The organism is Klebsiella sp. CTHL.F3a (assembly GCF_019890895.1).
GTDB classification, from domain to species: Bacteria; Pseudomonadota; Gammaproteobacteria; order Enterobacterales; family Enterobacteriaceae; genus Klebsiella; species Klebsiella grimontii.
On record NZ_CP082360.1, the window covers coordinates 5740937 to 5759841 of the forward strand.

Consider the following 18905-nt stretch of genomic DNA (forward strand, 5'->3'; position numbering starts at 1 on the left):
CGCGTTTTGTCGTTTCTATCAAAAAGGAACAATCTGTGACCACCAACCCTACACCGACAAACTGGTTACCTTTGATTGTCTTGTGCTGCGCACAGTTTCTGGCCTCCGCCGATAACGTGACGTTGAGTATCGCCACGCAGGCGCTAATGAACGACCTGCACGCGACGCTTGGACAGGTCAGTACGGCGAATACCATGTATCCGTTGATTGCGGGCACGTTTATGGTGGCGGGCGGAATGCTGGGGTGTATCTGGGGTTGGCGGATGCTGTTTCGCATCGGATGCCTGATTTTTATCCTCGCCGAAATCTGCGCCTTTTTTTCGCCATCGATCACGCTCTTCACCTGGGGCGCGCGTCTGACCGCCGGGATAGGCGGTAGCCTGATGATCCCCGCCGTTTTTGGCCTGATCTCTGCCCTGTATCAGCAGCGACGACGGGTTGCCGCTTTTGGCGCGCTTGGCGCCTCCAGCGGCATTTCATTCGCCTGCGGGCCCATTCTATGCGGATATTTACTGGACCACGTCGGCTGGCGCATCGCGTTTGCCTCGCTGGGCCTGCTGGCGCTGCTTATTCTCATCTGTTCTGTCATCATCCCGGTATCAGAAAACAAACGCGCCGCTATCCCCTTCGATACCCCGGGTTTCCTGTTAGGCACCCTGGGGCTGTTTCTGACCATTTTCGGCATTCTGCGCATCCCGGTCTGGGGACTGATTATGCCTTTCGACGCCGCAGTGAGCATTCTCGGCCTGAGCCCCGCCCCTTTCGTCATCCTGTGCGGCCTGATTGTGCTGGTGATGATGCTGCGCTGGGAACGTCATTTTGAAGCCGCCACCGGCCACGCTCTGCTGCCCGCGGTTTTCCTGAAAACCCGCCTGGTGCGCCACGGGCTCTATCTCACGGGTTGGATATTTTTTGCCTACAGTTCGGCTATTTTTACCGTGGTGAGTTTTGTGCAGATTGTTAAAAGCGTATCGGCGATGGAAACAGGGCTGCTGATACTCCCTTTTGCGATCTGTCTCGCCGCCTGTTCTCTGGGTTTACCGCTGCTCATTCAGCAGCGAAACCCTCGCCGCCAGTGCCAGATGGGGCTGACTGCGGGAATCGCCGGCGCTCTGGTTGCCGCCGCGGCGCTGCACGTGACGGGATTTACCCCTGTACTGATGGCGTCAGGGCTCTGTTTAATCGGCGCGGGGATGGGCACCATCGCGACCAATGCCCCGATACTGGTCACCACGGGCGCAGGGAATCGGCACGCCGAACAGTCCGGCGGCGTTCAGGCCGCCTCGCGCGATATCGGGCAAGCATTAGGAATGGCGTTAATCAGTACCGTCATGCTAACGGTATTGACCTTCATGATGAAATATCAGGTACAGCACGATGTGGCAATCAGCCTGGCCGCCCGACAGGCCATCGGCCATCTCACGTTTATCCCGTGGACGAGCGATCGAACTTTTCATCAGCTTATCCAGACACAAAGCCTGGCGACCGGTGATATTTATAGCATTCTGCAGCATTATCAACAGAGCCGGATGGAAAGCGCGCGCTATGGGCTGCTGGCGATGGCCATCGTGACGTCTCTACTGCTTATCCGCCTTCGCCATCTGCCGAAGTCATCGTAGATTGCGCTATACTGCCGCCACGATCAAAAAAGCGGGAAAGAACCATGAACGACAGTGAATTCCATCGCCTGGCCGATACCCTGTGGATGACCATCGAAGAGCGTCTCGACGACTGGGATGGCGACAGCGATATCGACTGTGAAATCAACGGCGGCGTGCTGACTATCAGCTTTGAAAACGGCAGCAAAATTATTATCAACCGCCAGGAGCCGCTGCACCAGGTATGGCTGGCGACAAAACAAGGCGGCTACCATTTCGACTTGAAAGGCGACGAGTGGGTATGCGACCGCAGCGGCGAAACGTTCTGGGATCTGCTGGAACAGGCGGCGACCGCGCAGGCCGGTGAAGCGGTGAGTTTTCGCTAAGCGCGCGTGATTCGAGTTCCCCGGATTGCGGCTGGCGCCTTATCCGGGCTACATAACCCTATGCCGCACGCTACCCTTTCTCAGGAGTAGTGCTGCAGCATTGGCGACGTTGCGGCATCCTGACCGGCTGAAGCGGTAGCGGCGGCAATCACCTGGCTGCGGAACGGGATCACCTGTTCGCGACCGTCGACGTCGACGATTTGATAAAACTGCGGCAGGTTAAAGTTGATAAAGCTGGAGCCGTAGGTAAAGCGGTCATGCGATGAAGAGTAGAAGCGGCTGACGTCGCGCACCAGCTCCTCTTTGCTGCCCTCACAGTGGTGATACACCTCGGCGCGGTTGCTCTCATCAAGAATATAGATGTTAAATCCGTTATCGTTATCCGCATCTTCAAAGAAGAACTGAATGATCCCTTCGCTGGCAAAACCATCCACCACCTGCGGCAGCCTGACGTGGTTGGTCTCCACCTGCACCGACAGGCCGTGCAGTTTGTTATGCGAAATCGCGCCGTAGAATTCGATGGCGTTTTCCAGCTTCTGTACCGAGACGTTAAGGCGCTCGAAAAACAACCCCCAGGTCTGCCCGGATACGCGCAGCGCTTTAAAGCGGCCGGTATCCTGACGGGTGCTGGAGAGGCGTAGCTCAACGCATTCAGAAACCAGCTGCTGCACGCGAGTGCGGATCAGGCCGCGCAAATGCTGGCTATAGCAGAAGACCTCCACGCTATCCGGCGGCGCGGCGTCCTGATGCATCTTGCCGAGAATGGTTTTCAGCGCTTCGATCATCGCCTGCTCGCCGTTAAAATGCAGCGTTCGCACCTCGTTCCACGAGTTGCGGTACAGCAGATCGATGCTGCCAATCAGGCATTTTTGCTCTTCGCCGAAGCTAAAAACATCGAGCTTACGGAAGTCAAAATGCACCACCTGATTGCGGAAGGCCGCCGTCGGATCATATTCGAGGTTGACGATAATCGCCAGGTGGCGAATTTCGCACGGGCTATACAGCGCTTTCGGCGTCGGGGACGGCAGGCGCAACGGGAAGTGGTGCGCCACATCGGCCACCATCTCCTGCAGTTTAGCCAGATCGACAATGCCGTTGCCCTTAATAAACAGGCGAGTGCGTGACGTCAGCAGGCCGTTAAACCAGGCCCAGGCCACCAGCTTATTAAGATAACGGTTATATTCCAGCGGCTGGTGGCTGATGATCGACTCCATATCCGGCGCGCGGTTATAGACATACCAGCCGGTACGGTTGGCACGGCCGGGCGGCACATGGATAAAGGTCAGATTCGGCTCAGACAGATCCGGCGAAATTTGCGGGTTAACCAGGGTCACTTTCCCCGGCAGCGCTTCAAAGGCGGCGTACAGCTTACGCGTCAGCACGCCAATATCCTGCGGACTGGCGGAAACGCTCAGGTTGTTGCGACGCGCAAAGCGAATCAGGTTGCGATAGCTCTGCATCATCGCATCAAGCAGCTCGTTATGCGCTTTACGGACTTCGTCAATCTTCCAGTTGGCCCGGTTATCGAGCATCATCAGACGCTTTTCATCCCAGCCCCACTCTTTAACCAGGTGGCTGACGACTTCACGGCGCCAGCCGACGCAGGCACGCTCGCGGCTCAGCTTCTCGCACACTTTTAAATAGAAACATCGACGCACCAGATCGAGGCGCGTTTCATCCTCGATAGCCTGCAGATAGAGCGTGACGCGCTCCAGCATCATGCAGTAAGGGTCGAGGCCAAACGATACGATTTCACCGTCATGCAAGCGCTGCTTGATATCTTTCGCCAGCAGACGGTTGTTGGGGTACTCCCAGGAGTACGCTTCCAGCAGCAGCGTCTTCAGCACCGCTTTATAGGGCGAGTCGATGCTTTTATACAGCTGCCACAGGCTGGCGCCGAAGTACTCTTCCGCCGAGAGGGAGCTCAGACCGCCGAGATCCAGCCATTCGTTCGGCGTCAGCACGCCCTGCGCGTAGAGGCTCATCACGTAATCATCGTAATGCTCTTCTTCCTCGCACGGCACCATATTCCACAGAATACGCTTCCCGGCAAGGCGCACCGCGGTGCGGTAAAACTCATCCAGTAGCAGGATATGCTGGGTCGAACCGCAGTCTTCACCGCCCAGGCTGCCGCTTTCGTTATGGCGGAAGCGGTTTTCGTCGATCAGGAAGAAGCTCACTTCAACGCCCAACGACGCAGCCCAGCTTTCCAGCAGGCTGCATTTTCGCTGCAGCAGCTGGCGCTCTTCGCTATCCAGCCACGACTGATGGCAAACCCAGATATCAAGGTCGGAAGAACAGCTTTGCCCAACGGAAGAAGTACTGCCCATGGAGTAAAGGCCAGTGATGGGCAGCTCGCCTTTCGGCGGTTCCTGGGTCAGCATTCCACGATTGAGTTCAAGCTCGTCAAGGTAGTGGCGTTGGGTTTCATCAGGCGTGTAGAGGCAAATGCCACGGGGAACGTTACCGTCAAGGTAACCCGGCATCAGCGGGTGATGATAATGTAGTAATGTCGGCAGTAGACTGTAAACCTGCTGGAAAGCGGGTCCCATGGCAGCAAGGGCGCGATCCACGCGCAATTGGTTGATGGCATCCAGTCTCTGTTTCAGTGTCTCAATATAGAGGTACAAGACATATCGCCTGATGTTCAAAAACCCGACGTACAATAGTACGGAGAGTTTCAGTATTTCAACAAAAACCGTCACCATTCGTCGTCGGTGTGGTTGTGATGAGCTGCTGACTGACAAATGGTTTAAAACGTGATCAATCTAACACCTTGCGGATTGACCGTAAAGAAAGATGCGCTACATACAAGTGTAGCACCCTTTACTACGTGTAAATTCTTCACTACGTTTGCGGCAACCCGCAAACGCATGAAAGGCTAAAATGATGGCCGCGACCCTTACCCCCACAAAACTAACATCCCTAAGACAACAATGTTAGGATGGTTAGTGGTCGACTATGACGGTAACAAGCATGTTAGACAAAGTTTTGAGAATTGCCACACGGCAAAGCCCGCTTGCGCTATGGCAGGCACATTATGTGAAAGAGCGTCTGGAAGACTGTCATCCGGGGCTTTCTGTTGAACTGGTGCCGATGGTCACCCGCGGCGACGTGATCCTTGATACGCCCCTTGCAAAAGTGGGCGGCAAGGGTCTCTTTGTGAAAGAGTTAGAGCTGGCCATGCTGGAAGGCCGCGCCGATATTGCCGTCCATTCCATGAAAGACGTGCCGGTGGAATTTCCCGCTGGACTAGGACTGGTGACCATTTGTGAACGAGAAGATCCGCGCGATGCGTTTGTCTCGAACCACTACGCTTCCATTGATGAACTGCCGCACGGCAGCGTCGTTGGCACATCAAGTTTACGTCGCCAGTGTCAGCTGGCCGCAGCGCGGCCGGATCTCACCATCCGCTCCCTGCGCGGCAACGTTGGCACTCGTTTAAGCAAGCTCGATAGCGGCGAGTACGACGCGATCATTCTTGCCGCCGCGGGGCTTAAGCGCCTGAACCTTGAGGCACGTATTCGTCAACCGCTGACGCCGGAGCAATCTCTGCCCGCCGTCGGCCAGGGCGCGGTCGGCATTGAGTGTCGCCTTGACGACGAATGGACCAAAGCGCTGCTGGCCCCACTGAACCATACGGAAACGGCCATACGCGTACGCGCTGAACGGGCGATGAACACCCGGCTTGAAGGCGGTTGCCAGGTGCCTATCGGCAGCTATGCCGAACTGATCGACGGTGAGCTATGGCTGCGCGCGCTGGTTGGCGCACCGGATGGCTCGCACACGGTACGCGGCGAGCGGCGCGGTCGTCCGGAAGATGCCGAAACGCTGGGTGTCTCCCTTGCCGAAGAACTTCTGGATAACGGCGCGCGCGACATTCTCGCCGTCGTTTACGCAGGAGAAGCGCCACGATGAGCATTCTGGTTACCCGTCCGCTGCCGCAAGGCGAAGAGTTAGTCAGCCGCCTGCGCGCGCTGGGACGCGTGGCCTGGAGCTTTCCGCTCATCGAGTTTACCCCGGGTCGACAGCTCCCTGAGCTGAGCGCCCAGTTGGCAAGCCTGGCGGCGGGCGATTTACTCTTCGCGCTATCACAGCATGCCGTTGAGTTTGCCCACGCTCGCCTCCAGCAGCAGGGGCTGCGCTGGCCCACGGCGCCCGACTATTTTGCCATTGGCCGCACCACCGCGCTGGCCCTGCATAAAGTCAGCAATCGACAAGTTCGCTACCCGTTAGATCGGGAAATCAGCGAAGTCTTGCTACAATTACCTGAATTACAAAACATTGCGGGGAAAAAAGCGCTCATCCTGCGCGGCAACGGCGGGCGAGAATTACTCGGCGACACGCTTCGCGAACGCGGTGCCGATGTCACTTTTTGTGAATGTTATCAACGTAGTGCGAGGCACTATGATGGCGCAGAAGAAGCAATGCGCTGGCAGTCCCGCGGGGTTTCAACGCTGGTCATTACCAGCGGCGAGATGCTGCAGCAGCTCTGGGCGCTAATACCACAGTGGTATCGCGAACGTTGGCTCCTGAGCTGTCGCATTTTAGTTGTCAGTGAACGTCTGGCCGAACAGGCCAGGGAATTGGGCTGGCAGGATATCCAGGTTGCCGATAGCGCCGACAACGATGCGCTGCTACGCGCATTACAATAACTCTCAACATTGGAAGCCATAATGACGGAACAACAGAATCAATCCGCCGTGGTTGAAGAGACCAGGGAGGCCGTGGACACAACGCCACAGCCAGAAAATAACGTAGAAAAGAAAAACGGCGGCAGTAAAACCAGCCTCGCTCTGAGCGCCATAGCTATCGCTATCGCCCTCGCCGCTGGCATAGGTCTTTATGGCCTGACGAAGACCCAGGCGACCCGCCAGAGCGAAGCCAGCGCCGGGCTATCCAGCCAGATCGCCGCGCTGCAAAAAGCGCAGGAAAATCAAAAAAGCGAGCTTGAAAGCATCATTAAGCAGCAGACCGAGCAGCTGACGCAAGCACAGCGTCAGCAGGATGCTCTGGCGAAGAAGCTGGAAGAAGTGCAGGAAAAGGTCGCGGTCATTTCCGGCAGCGACGCAAAAACCTGGCTGCTCGCGCAGGCTGATTTCCTCGTGAAACTGGCCGGACGTAAGCTGTGGGGCGATCAGGATGTGACGACCGCCGCCGCGCTGCTGAAAAGCGCCGACGCCAGCCTCGCCGACATGAACGATCCAAGCCTGATTAGCGCCCGTCGCGCCATCACCGACGATATCGCCTCGCTCTCCGCCGTAAGTCAGGTGGACTATGACGGCATCATTCTGAAGGTTAACCAGCTCGCCAACCAGATCGATAATTTACGCCTGGCGGACAATAACGACGATGACACCCCGATGGATTCCGATAGCGATGAGCTATCCAGCTCCATTAGCGAGTGGCGGGTAAACCTGCAAAAAAGCTGGCAGAACTTTATGGACAGCTTTATTACCGTTCGCCGCCGCGATGAGACCGCCGTACCGCTGCTGGCGCCAAACCAGGACGTCTACCTGCGCGAAAACATTCGCTCGCGTCTGCTGGTCGCGGCGCAGGCCGTTCCGCGCCATCAAGAAGAAACCTACAAACAGGCGCTGGATAACGTCTCAACCTGGGTTCGCGCCTACTACGATACTGAAGACGCCACCACTAAAGCCTTCCTTGAGGATGTGGATAAGCTCAGCCAGCAAAGCATCACCATGAACGTACCAGAGAGCCTGCAGAGCCAGGCGCTGCTTGAGAAACTGATGCAAACGCGGGTACGTAATCTGATGGCGCAGCCGGCTGAAACCCAGACCAGCGTTCCGGCTCCCGCGCCGGCACCTGCTGCCCACGCGCCAACGCCTGCGCCACAAGGAGAGTAACGCATGTTGAAAATTCTCTTACTCTTCGCGCTGCTGCTTGCCGGAATCGTTGTTGGCCCGATGATCGCCGGTCATCAGGGCTACGTCCTGATCCAGACCGATAACTACAACATTGAAACCAGCGTCACCGGGCTAGCGATCATCATGATCCTCACCATGGTGGTGCTGTTTGCCATTGAGTGGCTGCTGCGGCGCATTTTCCGCACCGGCGCCCATACCCGCGGCTGGTTCGTGGGCCGCAAACGTCGTCGCGCCCGTAAGCAAACTGAGCAGGCGCTGCTGAAGCTGGCGGAAGGCGACTATCAGCAGGTTGAGAAGCTGATGGCGAAAAATGCCGATCACGCTGAGCAGCCGGTTGTGAACTACCTGCTGGCGGCGGAAGCCGCGCAGCAGCGAGGGGATGAAGCCCGCGCCAACCAGCATCTGGAGCGCGCAACTGAGCTCGCCGGCGATGACCTGATTCCTGTCGAAATTACCCGCGTACGCCTGCAGTTGGCGCGTAATGAAAACCACGCCGCCCGCCACGGTATCGACAAGCTGCTGGAGATCACGCCGCGTCATCCGGAGGTTCTGCGCCTAGCCGAGCAGGCCTACATTCGTACCGGAGCCTGGAATTCGCTGCTGGATATCATTCCGTCAATGGCGAAAGCCAACGTCAGCGATGAAGAGCACCGCGCCGAACTGGAACAGCTGGCGTGGATTGGTCTGATGGATAAAACCCTGGCCGACGGCGGCAGCGAAGGTTTGCGCGAATGGTGGAAAAACCAGAACCGTAAAACCCGCAGCCAGGTGGCGCTACAGGTGGCAATGGCGAATCGCCTTATCGAAAGCGACGACCATGATACCGCGCAGCAGATTATTATTGATGGTCTGAAAAAGCACTACGACGACCGTCTGGTCATGCCGATCCCGCGGCTGAAAACCAATAATCCGGAACAGCTGGAAAAAGTTCTACGTCAGCAGATTAAAACGGTCGGCGACCGCCCGCTGCTGTGGAGTACGCTGGGACAATCACTCATGCGCCATGGCGAGTGGCAGGAAGCCAGCATTGCGTTCCGCGCTGCGCTCAAGCAGCGCCCGGATGCGTTTGATTACGCGTGGCTGGCCGATACCCTCGACCGCCTGCATCAGCCGGAAGAAGCGGCGACGATGCGTCGCGACGGCCTGCTGTTAACCCTGCAAAACAACCCGCAGCAATAATGCGATTCTCGCCTCCGCCGGGGGCGAGAATATCTTCCCTTCCCGCCTGAACGCTTTCCGAGCCCTGAAAAGAAAAAAACGCCTGCTCTGAAACCAGGGCAGGCGTTAAAACAGGTCTGTTTGACAACAAATTGGGTGCTTCACTCAACGTAGTGTCCATGGTGTTTGATGAGGCTATATGCTTCATCCTTCACGCTGTCTCTTCGTTGGCTGCACACTCTCCCTAAATCACTTACCTTTGTAAGCGCCTGGGGATTCCCGTGCTGGCCGTCTCGACACATCATGAATGATTTAGCATATAAAATGCGACATCTGTCAGTGGACGATAAGCACCGTAAAACGGCTCTGCATCATTCCTGAGTTTATGAGGCGCTAAGGCGAACATAAGAGATGGAATGAGCATCTACCCGGTTATTATCGCACAGGATCTGTAGAAAATGCATCTACCCGAACAGGGAATTGGGACTATTCTGGAGAATAAATTGTAATGTGATTAGCGGAATATTGTTTTCGATATCAGGAAGATAAGATTTTTTTTCAAAATCAAAAAACAAAAAACCCCGCCGAAGCGGGGTTCAAAATTGGTCGGCGAGAGAGGATTCGAACCTCCGACCCACTGGTCCCAAACCAGTTGCGCTACCAAGCTGCGCTACTCGCCGATGTACTGCTTTTTTGAATTTTTAGTTCAATTCTTTATAAAGTCGTGGTGCGAGGGGGGGGACTTGAACCCCCACGTCCGTAAGAACACTAACACCTGAAGCTAGCGCGTCTACCAATTCCGCCACCTTCGCAATATCACAACTTTCTAAATAATGGGGTGGCTAATGGGATTCGAACCCACGACAACTGGAATCACAATCCAGGGCTCTACCAACTGAGCTATAGCCACCACTGCAAATCTTTTACGCGGTATTGAAACCACCGCAGCTCCAGCACCGGGTAAATGGTGCGCCCGACAGGATTCGAACCTGAGACCTCTGCCTCCGGAGGGCAGCGCTCTATCCAGCTGAGCTACGGGCGCTTAGCGCCGTTGCGGGGTCGGATAATACGGACTTCCTACCCCGCTGTCTAGTGCCTTTTTAAAGAAAATTATCGTTTGCTCATGCTTTGTGCGTTTTGTTGCTTATTGCGCCACATTATCAACATTCCCGCGTCGACCAAGGCCAAATACCTTATAAATAAGCGTCACGGCGGCAAGGAAAATCATTCCGACAAAGAGCGACATACGCGTATCGTCGTTAAATCCCATCCCTATCAGTACGCAAACCAGGAACGCCATAGTCAAATAGTTTGCCCACGGGAACAGCAGCGAGCGAAACGGATGGCTGGCCATGGCTTCTTTATGCACAAGACGAAAACGCAGCTGGCTAATCAGAATCACAAACCACGGTACCATCCCCGGCAGCACGCTGGCGCTGTAGACGTAGACGAAAACCCGCTGTGGATTAGGGATAATGTAGTTCAGGCACGAACCGACCAGCAGAATCAGGATCGACAGCGCCACGCCCGCCGAGGGTACGCCGTTGCGCGAGACTTTGGCGATGGCCGCGGGCAGCTGGCGATTCCTTGCCAGCGCGTAGAGCATGCGTCCGCAGCTGTACATTCCGCTGTTACAGCCGGAAAGCGCCGCCGTGAGCACCACAAAGTTAATAATACCTGCCGCCGCGGTGATGCCGATTTTGGCAAAGGTCAGCACGAACGGACTGCCGTTGGAGCCAATCTGATCCCACGGGAAAATAGTGACGATAACGAAAATCGCCCCCACGTAGAAAATCAGGATTCGCCACAGCACTTTTCCTACCGCGCTGCGCAGCGTGACCTGCGGATTCTTCGCTTCACCGGCGGTAATGCCGATAAGCTCGACGCCCTGGTAGGAAGCGACCACGATACACAGCGCCGTCAGGAAGCCCTTCCAGCCGCCGGCGAAGAAGCCACCGTGCTCGGTGAGATTGCCAAAGCCAATAGCGTGCCCGCCGTTGCCAAAACCAAAGAAAATAACGCCCAGCCCCACCACAATCATCACAATAATGGTGGTGACCTTAATCATAGCGAACCAGAATTCAATTTCACCGTAGAGCCGTACCGCCGCCAGGTTCGCCAGCGCCACCAGCCCGACCGCAATCAGCGCCGGTATCCACTGGACCATATCCGGGAACCAGAACTGGACATAGACCCCAATAGCCGTAATTTCCGATATCCCGACCGCCATCCACATAAACCAGTAAGACCATGCGGTGAGATAGCCGAAAAACGGGCTCATATAGCGGTGGGCATAAACGGCGAACGAGCCGGTTACCGGTTCGAGGAACAACATTTCGCCCATCGAACGCATGATAAAGAAGACAAAGAGCCCGGCGATAATATACGCCAGCAGAACCGAAGGTCCGGCCCACTTAAGCGTACTTGCCGCGCCCATAAATAACCCCACGCCAATCGTGCCGCCAAGAGCGATTAGCTCAATGTGTCGCGCCTCCAGTCCCCGCTGAAGTTCCGCTTTTTTCTCAGTCATATAACCTCTTGTGTTTGCCCTGCTCCGGGTTTAAGCGCATCCCAACCAGGATGTGTCTATACCGGTTATTTTTATGAATGAATAAAATGGAATAGCCCTGCCTGCGCGACGGTCAACTGACCGTCGCGTTTTAAGCATGCGAATGGTTAATGAATTTGAGGGAAATGGCAAATAAAGTATCAGACGAGTGAATACATTACACAGAATACCCAGGTAAACCCGCCCGCTTGCAGTGGAATGTCACAGCTTATCGGTGTAATACCAGCGTAAATAACGCAGCAGGCGCGCCTGCCTTTTTATTCGGCTCGGCTGCGAAACCAGGCGATAGAACCACTCCAGACCCAGATCCTGCCAGAACTTCGGCGCCCGCTGCACGTGGCCGGTAAAGACATCGTAGGTGCCGCCCACGCCCATATACAGCGCCTGCGGATAAACGTCCCGACAGTCGCGCATCAGGATCTCCTGACGCGGCGAACCCATCGCCACCGTGACGATCTTCGCCCCGCTATCGCGGATTCGCTCAAAGAGTGCCTGACGCTGGTCAGCGGCAAAATAGCCATCCTGGCTTCCAACGATATTCACGTTCCAGCGCTGGCGAAGCTGCTGCTCCGTTTGCGCCAGCACCTCGGGCTTACCGCCGATCAGAAATACCGGCGTTCCCTGAGCGCCTGCGCGCGCCATTAGAGCTTCCCATAAATCAGCGCCGGCGACGCGCGACACCTGCGACTGAGGGTATTTTTTACGTAGTGAGCGTACTACGCTGATGCCGTCAGCATATTTGAATTCTGCGGCTTCAATCAGCGCCCGAACCTCGGGGCTGTCTTCTACCGCCAGCATCTTCTCTGCATTAATCGCCACCAGCGTCCCCGTACGGATCTCGCCGTCGGCGTACAGATAATCCAGAGCGTGTTGCATATCGCGCCAACCAATGAGTTGTAGCCCTCTCAGCAGATACAACGGCGCGGATGTGGTCTCAGTCATGTACACCCTTATCAGACTTGAGGTTGCGTCAGCGGTTTAGCCCGCTTATGAATCAGCCCCACGCTATCCAGGAACCAGTACAGCAGTTTTGCCGCCAGCAGGCAGATCCCAAAGATGACGAGGAAAAAAACCACGCGGGAACCGAATGAATCCAGCCCTTCACGCGCCAGCACGATCATGTTGAAGATAGCGCCAAAACAGAAACTGTGCAGGATCGCCGCTTTATAGCGGTTCGTCTCCCGGTTGCCAAGCTCGTACAGCCAGTCAAACCATTTAATGATCAGCCCAACCGCCACCGCGCCCAGCGGGACGAACCAGACGCCGCCCATCACCACCAGCGAGCCAATCAGGGTCGGCGAAATCGCCAGGCCAGAATGGTTATTCAGCACGTCCCAGGTGAAATAGTTCGCGGTATTGAGCACCATTGTCGGACGACCGTGCCACAACCAGCTGGGGATAAACACGTAAAAATCCCGGATGATGGGCGCCAGCCCCTGGAACTCGATCTTGTCGTAGTTTTGCAGCAGCAGGGCCAGGTTTTCCCACGGCGAGAAAGTATCGCGGGTCAGATAGAGGAAAGTATAAAACGCCTCATCGCCGCTGACGTTCATGCCATAGCGCTTGAGGGCCAGCCAGAACATACCGACGATACCCAGCACGCCCGCCGCCGCCAGCATCCACAGGCTGATCCAGCCGCGAATGATGCCGATAAACAGGAAAATGGCAAAAGCGATGATAATGTTCGCCCGGGTGCCGCCAACGATGGCGTAGGTCAGCAGGCCAAAGGCGACGGTGCTAACGAGGAAGAATATCCACGCTTTATAATCCTGACGCAGAAAATAGACCACCAGCATTGCCGGGATGAAAAAGTAGAAGAAACGCTTTAGCGCCACGCCGGAGACTTCGCTGGAGAATATCTGGCTATAGGAGTTGAGTTTGAATAACAGGAATCCGTTATGCGCAAAGAAGATGCCGACGCAAAGCAGCGCCAACCCGAGTAAAATGCCCCAGGTCAGATGGGTCTCCACGCGATTCATCGTAAACAGCGGACGATGCGGATGGCCGTGCGCCGCCGAGCGTAGTCGCGTTTTGTAGGTGGCGTAGTAAACCGCATAAAAACAGACGGAAACCAACAGAGTTTGCAGCAGAATTTCCGGCGGGGCGACCGCGACGTCAAAGCGGAACACCAGAATACTGGTCAGCGGGAAGCCAAAGAAAAAGGTCAGCAGAAACAACAGCGAGAAAAAGACGTTGAAGTTGAAGCGTACGCGACGAAATTCAAAGTACGTGGCGGTGGCGATAAAGAGCGTCGACAGCAGCCAGACCAGCAGCAGCCCGCTAAATTGCATTAATGTCATGCATCCCCCCCCGCGGCAATCCGCAACGCGCGTCGCCAGCCCGTCAGATAATTCGGACGGAAGAAGGCGATCTGATTTTTATCCACACCGGCCAGCTGGCGCTGTGCTTCACGCACAACGCTCACGTCCAGCGCATCGCGGGTAAAGAGTACCGGAATATGCTGCTCCGACATATCCTGCCAGAAGGGATTATCCCGATTCAGCACGCAAGGGATGCCCGCCTGAATCAGCAGGCACAGCGTGCCGATACCCTGCTGACGGGCAAACAGGAAGTAGCCAAGATCGCAACGACGCAGCAGGGCCAGATAGTCATCAAACGCCAGCTTATCGCCCAGTACCTGAAGATGCTGCGGGCTGAACAGCGCCGCGCCGGCCGCGCGAACTTCATCGATATAGTCACTATTGTTGGCCGGATAGCCCATCGGCACGACGACATTGACCGTATCGCCGAACTGCTGATGAATCGCACGCAGCGCGGCGATGTGCTCATTGCTACGATCGCCGGAATTCCCCACCAGAATAGTCAGCGTGTCACCGCGCGGGGCGCTATCGGCGAGCGAATTCAGCGCCGGATCCATACGGGTCGGGAAGTAGAGCAGCTCACCCGGCACGCCCGAATGGCGGGCGGCGAACCAGCTCAGATCGCCGCGGGTAGCAAACACGCGCCCTACCCGGCCCTGCGCCATGCGCCGCAGGGGATAGAACAGACGAAACTTCAGGCTGGCGGAGTTCTCATACAGGTCCGCCCCCCAGATATGCCAGTTAAACTGCGCCGGGCGGATCCCGCCGCTGAGCAGCGCCAGCCACAGGCCGGTATTGAACTGGCCGTGAAAGAAAAAGCGCTGCTGCCGGTTCGCTTTTGCCAGCGCGATAACCGCCTGCGCCAGCGACTTTTTCCCCGGATAACAGCTGATGGAGAGCGCGGGATAGGCTGCGCGGATCCCTGTCTCCTCACCGACGACCATAAATATACGCGCCTGCTCGTCATCGACGGCCAGCTCATCATTAAAGAACCGCAGCACGGTCTGGTTGTGGTGCGGGATATCCGATCCCAGTACATGTATCAGTGCTGTCATGCCCGTTTACGCCAAAGTAAAAACACGCCGCTACAGAGAGCGAAATAAACAATATAGGTAGCCATATACGCCTGCGCCGCGCCGATTGCGCCATGCGCCGGGATAAGCCAGTGCGAGAATGCGGTCAACAGCGTGAACTGGCTGATTTCCGTCAGAATATAAAAACGTAGCGAGGCTTTGGCGATCACCAGATAGCCATAAACATAAGCCCCGACCTTTAACACATCGCCCACCAGCTGCCAGGCAAACAGATCGCGCATCGCCGTAAAACGGTCGGAAAAAAGTAGCCAGATAGCGAAATCACGCAGCAGCCACACCGTTAAGCTTGCTGCCGCCACCGCCGGGAGAACAAATTTTAACGATTTGCTAATCTCGCGGGTGATATCCGCTTTCGCCGTTAGCCGGGACAATGTCGGTAACAGATAAACGCTAAATGACGCGGTAATAAACTGCAGATAGGCGTCGGAGATGCTGCTCACCCCTTGCCAGATCCCCACCGCGTCCCAGCCATAGTGGGCCGCCAGCAGGTTACGCATCATCACATAGGCAACCGGCAGCGTCACCGAGGTAATCAGCGCCATCAGGGTAAATTTCGATAGCTGCCCCGCCAGGCCGTTGTCCCAGCGCGGGCACAGCGCGCTCAGCGGAATATTGCCGCGTCGCCACAGTACGAAGGCCGCCGGCACAACCACCAGCGCGGGCACCAGCGCCAGCCCCAACAATGCGCCCTGATAGCCGCCGAAACGGTAGCAGGCATAGTACGCCGCCACGCCAATCAGGCTCCCGGCGATAAGCGACAGCGCATTACCCGCCGCATCGCGAAAACCTTTCATCAGCGCTAACAAGAAATTCGCCCAGGCGATCCCCATCTGTACCAGGGCCACCAGCCGCACCAGGTTCTGGTAATGCTGATGGCCGAACAGCCCCTGGCTGATTGGCGCGGCCGCCAGCAGGAAGATCAGCGCCAGCAGTGTAGAGAAACCCAGTACCATCGCCGAAGAGGTGCCAACGACGTTGTACAACTGCCGGCGATCGTCATGATGCTGGGCTACCAGCTTAGTGACGCCGTTAAATATCCCGGCCCCCGCCAGTACGCCAAGTACGGTCACCAGCTGGCGGAAGTTACCCGCCTGCCCCACCCCTGCCGGGCCGAACGACACGGCCAGCAGCTTAACCACCAGCAGACCGGCGCCGATTTTGACCAGCGTGGACGCCGCGGTCCACAGAGACGCTTTTGCCAGCGACATATCAGGAGAAATAGCTCAGCAGCGAGTTAATTACCGTGCGCTGGTTGACGTTCGACAGGTTGTAGAATAAAGGCAGACGCAGCAGGCGTTCGCTCTCCTGAGTGGTGTAGCGATCCGTCCCGTGGAACTCGCCGAAGGTTTCCCCGGCCGGGCAGCTGTGCAGCGGGATATAGTGGAACACCGCCAGAATTTCCGCCTCTTTCAGCCAGGCGATCAGCTTGCTGCGATCGTCAATATCGCGCAGCTTGATATAGAACATGTGCGCATTTTGCCCGCAGTCGGCAGGAACGATCGGCAGATCGATACGTCCAGCCCGCGCCAGCGGCAGCAGGGCATCATAGTAGTTCTGCCACAGCGCCAGGCGCTGCTGGTTAATCCGCTCCGCCGCTTCCAGCTGCGCCCACAGATAGGCGGCCTGTAAATCGGACATCAGATAGCTGGAGCCGATATCGCGCCAGGTATATTTATCCACCAGACCACGGAAAAACTGGCTGCGGTTGGTGCCTTTTTCACGAATAATCTCCGCGCGCTCGACCAGCTTGCGATCGTTAATCAGCGTCGCGCCACCTTCACCACCCGCGGTATAGTTTTTGGTTTCATGAAAGCTGAAGCAGCCAATATGGCCGATAGTACCGAGCGCCCGGCCTTTATAAGTCGACATCACGCCCTGCGCGGCATCCTCCACCACAAACAGATTATGCTTGCCGGCGATAGCCATAATAGTGTCCATCTCGCAGGCCACGCCGGCGTAGTGAACCGGCACAATCGCGCGGGTTTTCTCGGTAATGGCCGCTTCAATCAGCGTCTCATCGATATTCATGGTATCGCGACGAATATCAACGAAGACGATTTTCGCGCCGCGCAGCACAAAGGCGTTGGCGGTGGAGACGAAGGTGTAGCTCGGCATAATCACTTCATCGCCCGGCTGGATATCCAGCAGCAGCGCCGCCATCTCCAGCGAAGCGGTGCAGGACGGCGTCAGCAGCGCTTTCACGGTACCGAAACGCTGCTCCATCCACTGCTGGCAGCGGCGGGTAAAACCGCCATCGCCGCACAGCTTGCCACTGCCCATCGCGGACTGCATATAATCAAGTTCGGTTCCCACCACCGGCGGCGCGTTAAATGGAATCATCATGTCACCTGTATAACCAGTACGCGGTGCTTTCGATATTCGCACCGCTAAGAATGTAACGTTTAAGCGCGGCGGTGTTACCCATCTGGGTCGCCACCCGCAGTGTCGTCAGCCCACGCAGCGCGGCCCAGCGCTGGGCTGCTTGCATTAATTCCGCTCCTGCGCCGCGTCCGGCCAGCAGGCCAATTCTCGCCTCGCGCTCGCTGAGCTGGCGCAGGGAGACAAACGCGCGAATATCACCATCAGGGGCGCGAAACACCAGACACTGATGATCGAAAGTCCCACGCACCGCATTTTCAATCCACTGGGCATAGAAGCGGGCGCTGGCATCGGCTGCGTACCAGGGCGCGCGAAAACGGCTCTGCGCAAAGGCCAACGCCGCCAGTTCTCGCAGCCGGGGAATATCCACCTCGGTCGCCGGCTCGGCACCGCTATCATCTGAAGCCGCAGGCGAAAGCGCGAGATCGACCTCGCCCTCCACCAGCCGGAAGCCCAATGCCTGCAGCGCGTCCAGACGCGCAATATCATCCGCCGCGACTTTCGCCTGCACCCGCGACCATCCGGCCAGCGCTTGCGCCGTCAGCGGCGGCGCATCGTCGCCAAAACGTACGATGGCGCTATTGACGCCGAAGAAGCGGTTTTCCCATTCAAGGGGTTCAATACTGGCGCGGACGGGCACGGAGTAAATCCAATAAATATTGGCCGTAGCCGGTTTTCTCCAGCCGTTTCGCCGCGCGCTTCACGCCGTCGTCGTCCAGCCAGCCATTACGCCAGGCAATCTCTTCCAGGCAGGCAATTTTGAAGCCCTGACGCTTTTCAACCGTCTGCACAAACATACTGGCCTCGATTAGGCTATCGTGCGTGCCGGTATCCAGCCAGGCAAAACCGCGGCCCAGCAACTCCACCGTCAGCGCGCCATCCTCGAGATACATTTGATTAATGGAGGTGATCTCCAGCTCGCCGCGCTCTGAGGGCTTAACCCGTTTCGCGTACTCTGCCACTTGACCGTCGTAGAAATAGAGGCCGGTTACCGCCCAGTTGGACTTGGGTTGCTTTGGCTTCTCTTCCAGTGAAATGGCGTGAAATTCGTCATCAAACTCCACCACGCCAAAGCGTTCCGGATCCATGACCTGATAGCCGAACACCGTTGCCCCGCTAGTGCGGGACGCTACGCTACGCAGCTTCGGGCTAAAACCCTGGCCGAAAAAGATATTGTCACCCAACACCAGACATGAAGGCTCACCGTTGAGAAAAGCCTCGCCGATAATAAAGGCCTGCGCCAGCCCGTCCGGGCTTGGCTGAACAGCATAGCTTAGCTGCACGCCGAACTCTGAGCCATCACCAAGCAGACGCTGAAAATCGCGCTGGTCATCCGGAGTGGTGATAATCAATACTTCGCGAATTCCGGCCAGCATCAACACCGAGAGTGGATAGTAAATCATCGGCTTGTCATAGATGGGTAGCAACTGTTTTGAGACGCCGCGCGTGATCGGATGCAGGCGAGTACCCGATCCGCCGGCCAAAATAATACCTTTCATTTTTCCCCCTCAG

The 18905-nt window shown here is 56.7% G+C and carries 15 protein-coding genes and 4 tRNA genes; 6 read left to right on the forward strand and 13 right to left on the reverse strand.

Annotated elements, in window-relative coordinates:
* Positions 1–35: 35 nt before the first annotated feature.
* Both K7H21_RS26875 and cyaY read left to right on the forward strand, forming a co-directional pair.
* A complete protein-coding gene (locus K7H21_RS26875; protein ID WP_112167219.1) occupies positions 36–1619 on the forward strand; it encodes an MFS transporter in 1584 nt (527 codons plus the stop codon).
* Between the two features lie 44 nt (positions 1620–1663).
* Positions 1664–1984: an iron donor protein CyaY gene (gene cyaY / locus K7H21_RS26880; protein WP_004097546.1), complete on the forward strand. Its 321-nt coding sequence runs from the start codon at positions 1664–1666 to the stop codon at positions 1982–1984.
* Positions 1985–2064: 80 nt separating this feature from the next.
* On the opposite strand, the gene cyaA is transcribed toward cyaY, so the two are convergent.
* Positions 2065–4614, reverse strand: coding sequence for a class I adenylate cyclase (cyaA, locus tag K7H21_RS26885; protein WP_032741996.1), 2550 nt, complete (start codon positions 4612–4614; stop codon positions 2065–2067).
* Between the two features lie 346 nt (positions 4615–4960).
* Here cyaA and hemC point away from each other — a divergent pair, with 346 nt between their 5' ends.
* From hemC to hemY, 4 genes are read left to right on the forward strand one after another with little or no spacing between them, the layout of a single operon-like run.
* Positions 4961–5902: a hydroxymethylbilane synthase gene (gene hemC / locus K7H21_RS26890; protein WP_032741995.1), complete on the forward strand. Its 942-nt coding sequence runs from the start codon at positions 4961–4963 to the stop codon at positions 5900–5902.
* Entirely contained in the window at positions 5899–6639 is a 741-nt protein-coding gene (gene hemD, locus K7H21_RS26895) for a uroporphyrinogen-III synthase (RefSeq protein WP_004127436.1), read from the forward strand. Before hemC ends, hemD begins: the two co-directional genes overlap by 4 nt.
* Positions 6640–6660: 21 nt before the next feature.
* Complete coding sequence (gene hemX / locus K7H21_RS26900; protein WP_049114610.1) at positions 6661–7851, forward strand: uroporphyrinogen-III C-methyltransferase; 1191 nt, start codon at positions 6661–6663, stop codon at positions 7849–7851.
* 3 nt (positions 7852–7854) lie between these two features.
* Positions 7855–9051, forward strand: coding sequence for a protoheme IX biogenesis protein HemY (gene hemY / locus K7H21_RS26905; RefSeq protein ID WP_004127430.1), 1197 nt, complete (start codon positions 7855–7857; stop codon positions 9049–9051).
* Positions 9052–9633: 582 nt separating this feature from the next.
* Here the strand turns inward: hemY and K7H21_RS26910 are convergent.
* The 12 genes from K7H21_RS26910 to rfbA form a co-directional block, all read right to left on the reverse strand.
* Positions 9634–9710 (reverse strand) — tRNA-Pro (locus K7H21_RS26910).
* A 45-nt stretch (positions 9711–9755) separates the two neighbouring features.
* A tRNA-Leu gene (locus K7H21_RS26915) sits at positions 9756–9842 on the reverse strand.
* A gap of 22 nt (positions 9843–9864) precedes the next feature.
* A tRNA-His gene (locus tag K7H21_RS26920) sits at positions 9865–9940 on the reverse strand.
* A gap of 55 nt (positions 9941–9995) precedes the next feature.
* Positions 9996–10072: transfer RNA gene (locus tag K7H21_RS26925), tRNA-Arg, on the reverse strand.
* A 102-nt stretch (positions 10073–10174) separates the two neighbouring features.
* Complete coding sequence (gene thrP, locus K7H21_RS26930) at positions 10175–11560, reverse strand: bifunctional threonine/serine APC transporter ThrP (RefSeq protein ID WP_004127426.1); 1386 nt, start codon at positions 11558–11560, stop codon at positions 10175–10177.
* A 240-nt stretch (positions 11561–11800) separates the two neighbouring features.
* Positions 11801–12541, reverse strand: a complete 741-nt coding sequence (gene wecG, locus K7H21_RS26935; protein ID WP_004127424.1) for a lipopolysaccharide N-acetylmannosaminouronosyltransferase — start codon at positions 12539–12541, stop codon at positions 11801–11803.
* Between the two features lie 11 nt (positions 12542–12552).
* Positions 12553–13899, reverse strand: coding sequence for an ECA oligosaccharide polymerase (gene wzyE / locus K7H21_RS26940; protein WP_004127421.1), 1347 nt, complete (start codon positions 13897–13899; stop codon positions 12553–12555).
* Positions 13896–14975: a TDP-N-acetylfucosamine:lipid II N-acetylfucosaminyltransferase gene (locus tag K7H21_RS26945; RefSeq protein ID WP_049115421.1), complete on the reverse strand. Its 1080-nt coding sequence runs from the start codon at positions 14973–14975 to the stop codon at positions 13896–13898. The genes wzyE and K7H21_RS26945 overlap by 4 nt, the downstream gene beginning before the upstream one ends.
* On the reverse strand, positions 14972–16222 hold the full coding sequence (gene wzxE / locus K7H21_RS26950) for a lipid III flippase WzxE (RefSeq protein WP_004127414.1): 1251 nt from the start codon (positions 16220–16222) through the stop codon (positions 14972–14974). Before wzxE ends, K7H21_RS26945 begins: the two co-directional genes overlap by 4 nt.
* Position 16223: 1 nt before the next feature.
* Complete coding sequence (rffA, locus tag K7H21_RS26955) at positions 16224–17354, reverse strand: dTDP-4-amino-4,6-dideoxygalactose transaminase (protein ID WP_004127411.1); 1131 nt, start codon at positions 17352–17354, stop codon at positions 16224–16226.
* Between the two features lie 4 nt (positions 17355–17358).
* Entirely contained in the window at positions 17359–18033 is a 675-nt protein-coding gene (gene rffC / locus K7H21_RS26960; protein WP_112167223.1) for a dTDP-4-amino-4,6-dideoxy-D-galactose acyltransferase, read from the reverse strand.
* Positions 18011–18892: a glucose-1-phosphate thymidylyltransferase RfbA gene (gene rfbA / locus K7H21_RS26965; RefSeq protein WP_142445063.1), complete on the reverse strand. Its 882-nt coding sequence runs from the start codon at positions 18890–18892 to the stop codon at positions 18011–18013. Before rfbA ends, rffC begins: the two co-directional genes overlap by 23 nt.
* Positions 18893–18905: the final 13 nt, after the last annotated feature.

Excerpts from the sequence above, each read along its gene's own strand:
- rfbA (WP_142445063.1), bottom strand. The coding sequence starts at position 18,892 with ATGAAAGGTATTATTTTGGCCGGCGGATCGGGTACTCGCCTGCATCCG.
- rffA (WP_004127411.1), bottom strand. The coding sequence starts at position 17,354 with ATGATTCCATTTAACGCGCCGCCGGTGGTGGGAACCGAACTTGATTAT.
- thrP (WP_004127426.1), bottom strand. The coding sequence starts at position 11,560 with ATGACTGAGAAAAAAGCGGAACTTCAGCGGGGACTGGAGGCGCGACAC.
- hemY (WP_004127430.1), top strand. The coding sequence starts at position 7,855 with ATGTTGAAAATTCTCTTACTCTTCGCGCTGCTGCTTGCCGGAATCGTT.
- hemD (WP_004127436.1), top strand. The coding sequence starts at position 5,899 with ATGAGCATTCTGGTTACCCGTCCGCTGCCGCAAGGCGAAGAGTTAGTC.
- wzyE (WP_004127421.1), bottom strand. The coding sequence starts at position 13,899 with ATGACATTAATGCAATTTAGCGGGCTGCTGCTGGTCTGGCTGCTGTCG.
- hemC (WP_032741995.1), top strand. The coding sequence starts at position 4,961 with ATGTTAGACAAAGTTTTGAGAATTGCCACACGGCAAAGCCCGCTTGCG.
- wzxE (WP_004127414.1), bottom strand. The coding sequence starts at position 16,222 with ATGTCGCTGGCAAAAGCGTCTCTGTGGACCGCGGCGTCCACGCTGGTC.
- hemX (WP_049114610.1), top strand. The coding sequence starts at position 6,661 with ATGACGGAACAACAGAATCAATCCGCCGTGGTTGAAGAGACCAGGGAG.
- K7H21_RS26945 (WP_049115421.1), bottom strand. The coding sequence starts at position 14,975 with ATGACAGCACTGATACATGTACTGGGATCGGATATCCCGCACCACAAC.
- wecG (WP_004127424.1), bottom strand. The coding sequence starts at position 12,541 with ATGACTGAGACCACATCCGCGCCGTTGTATCTGCTGAGAGGGCTACAA.
- cyaY (WP_004097546.1), top strand. The coding sequence starts at position 1,664 with ATGAACGACAGTGAATTCCATCGCCTGGCCGATACCCTGTGGATGACC.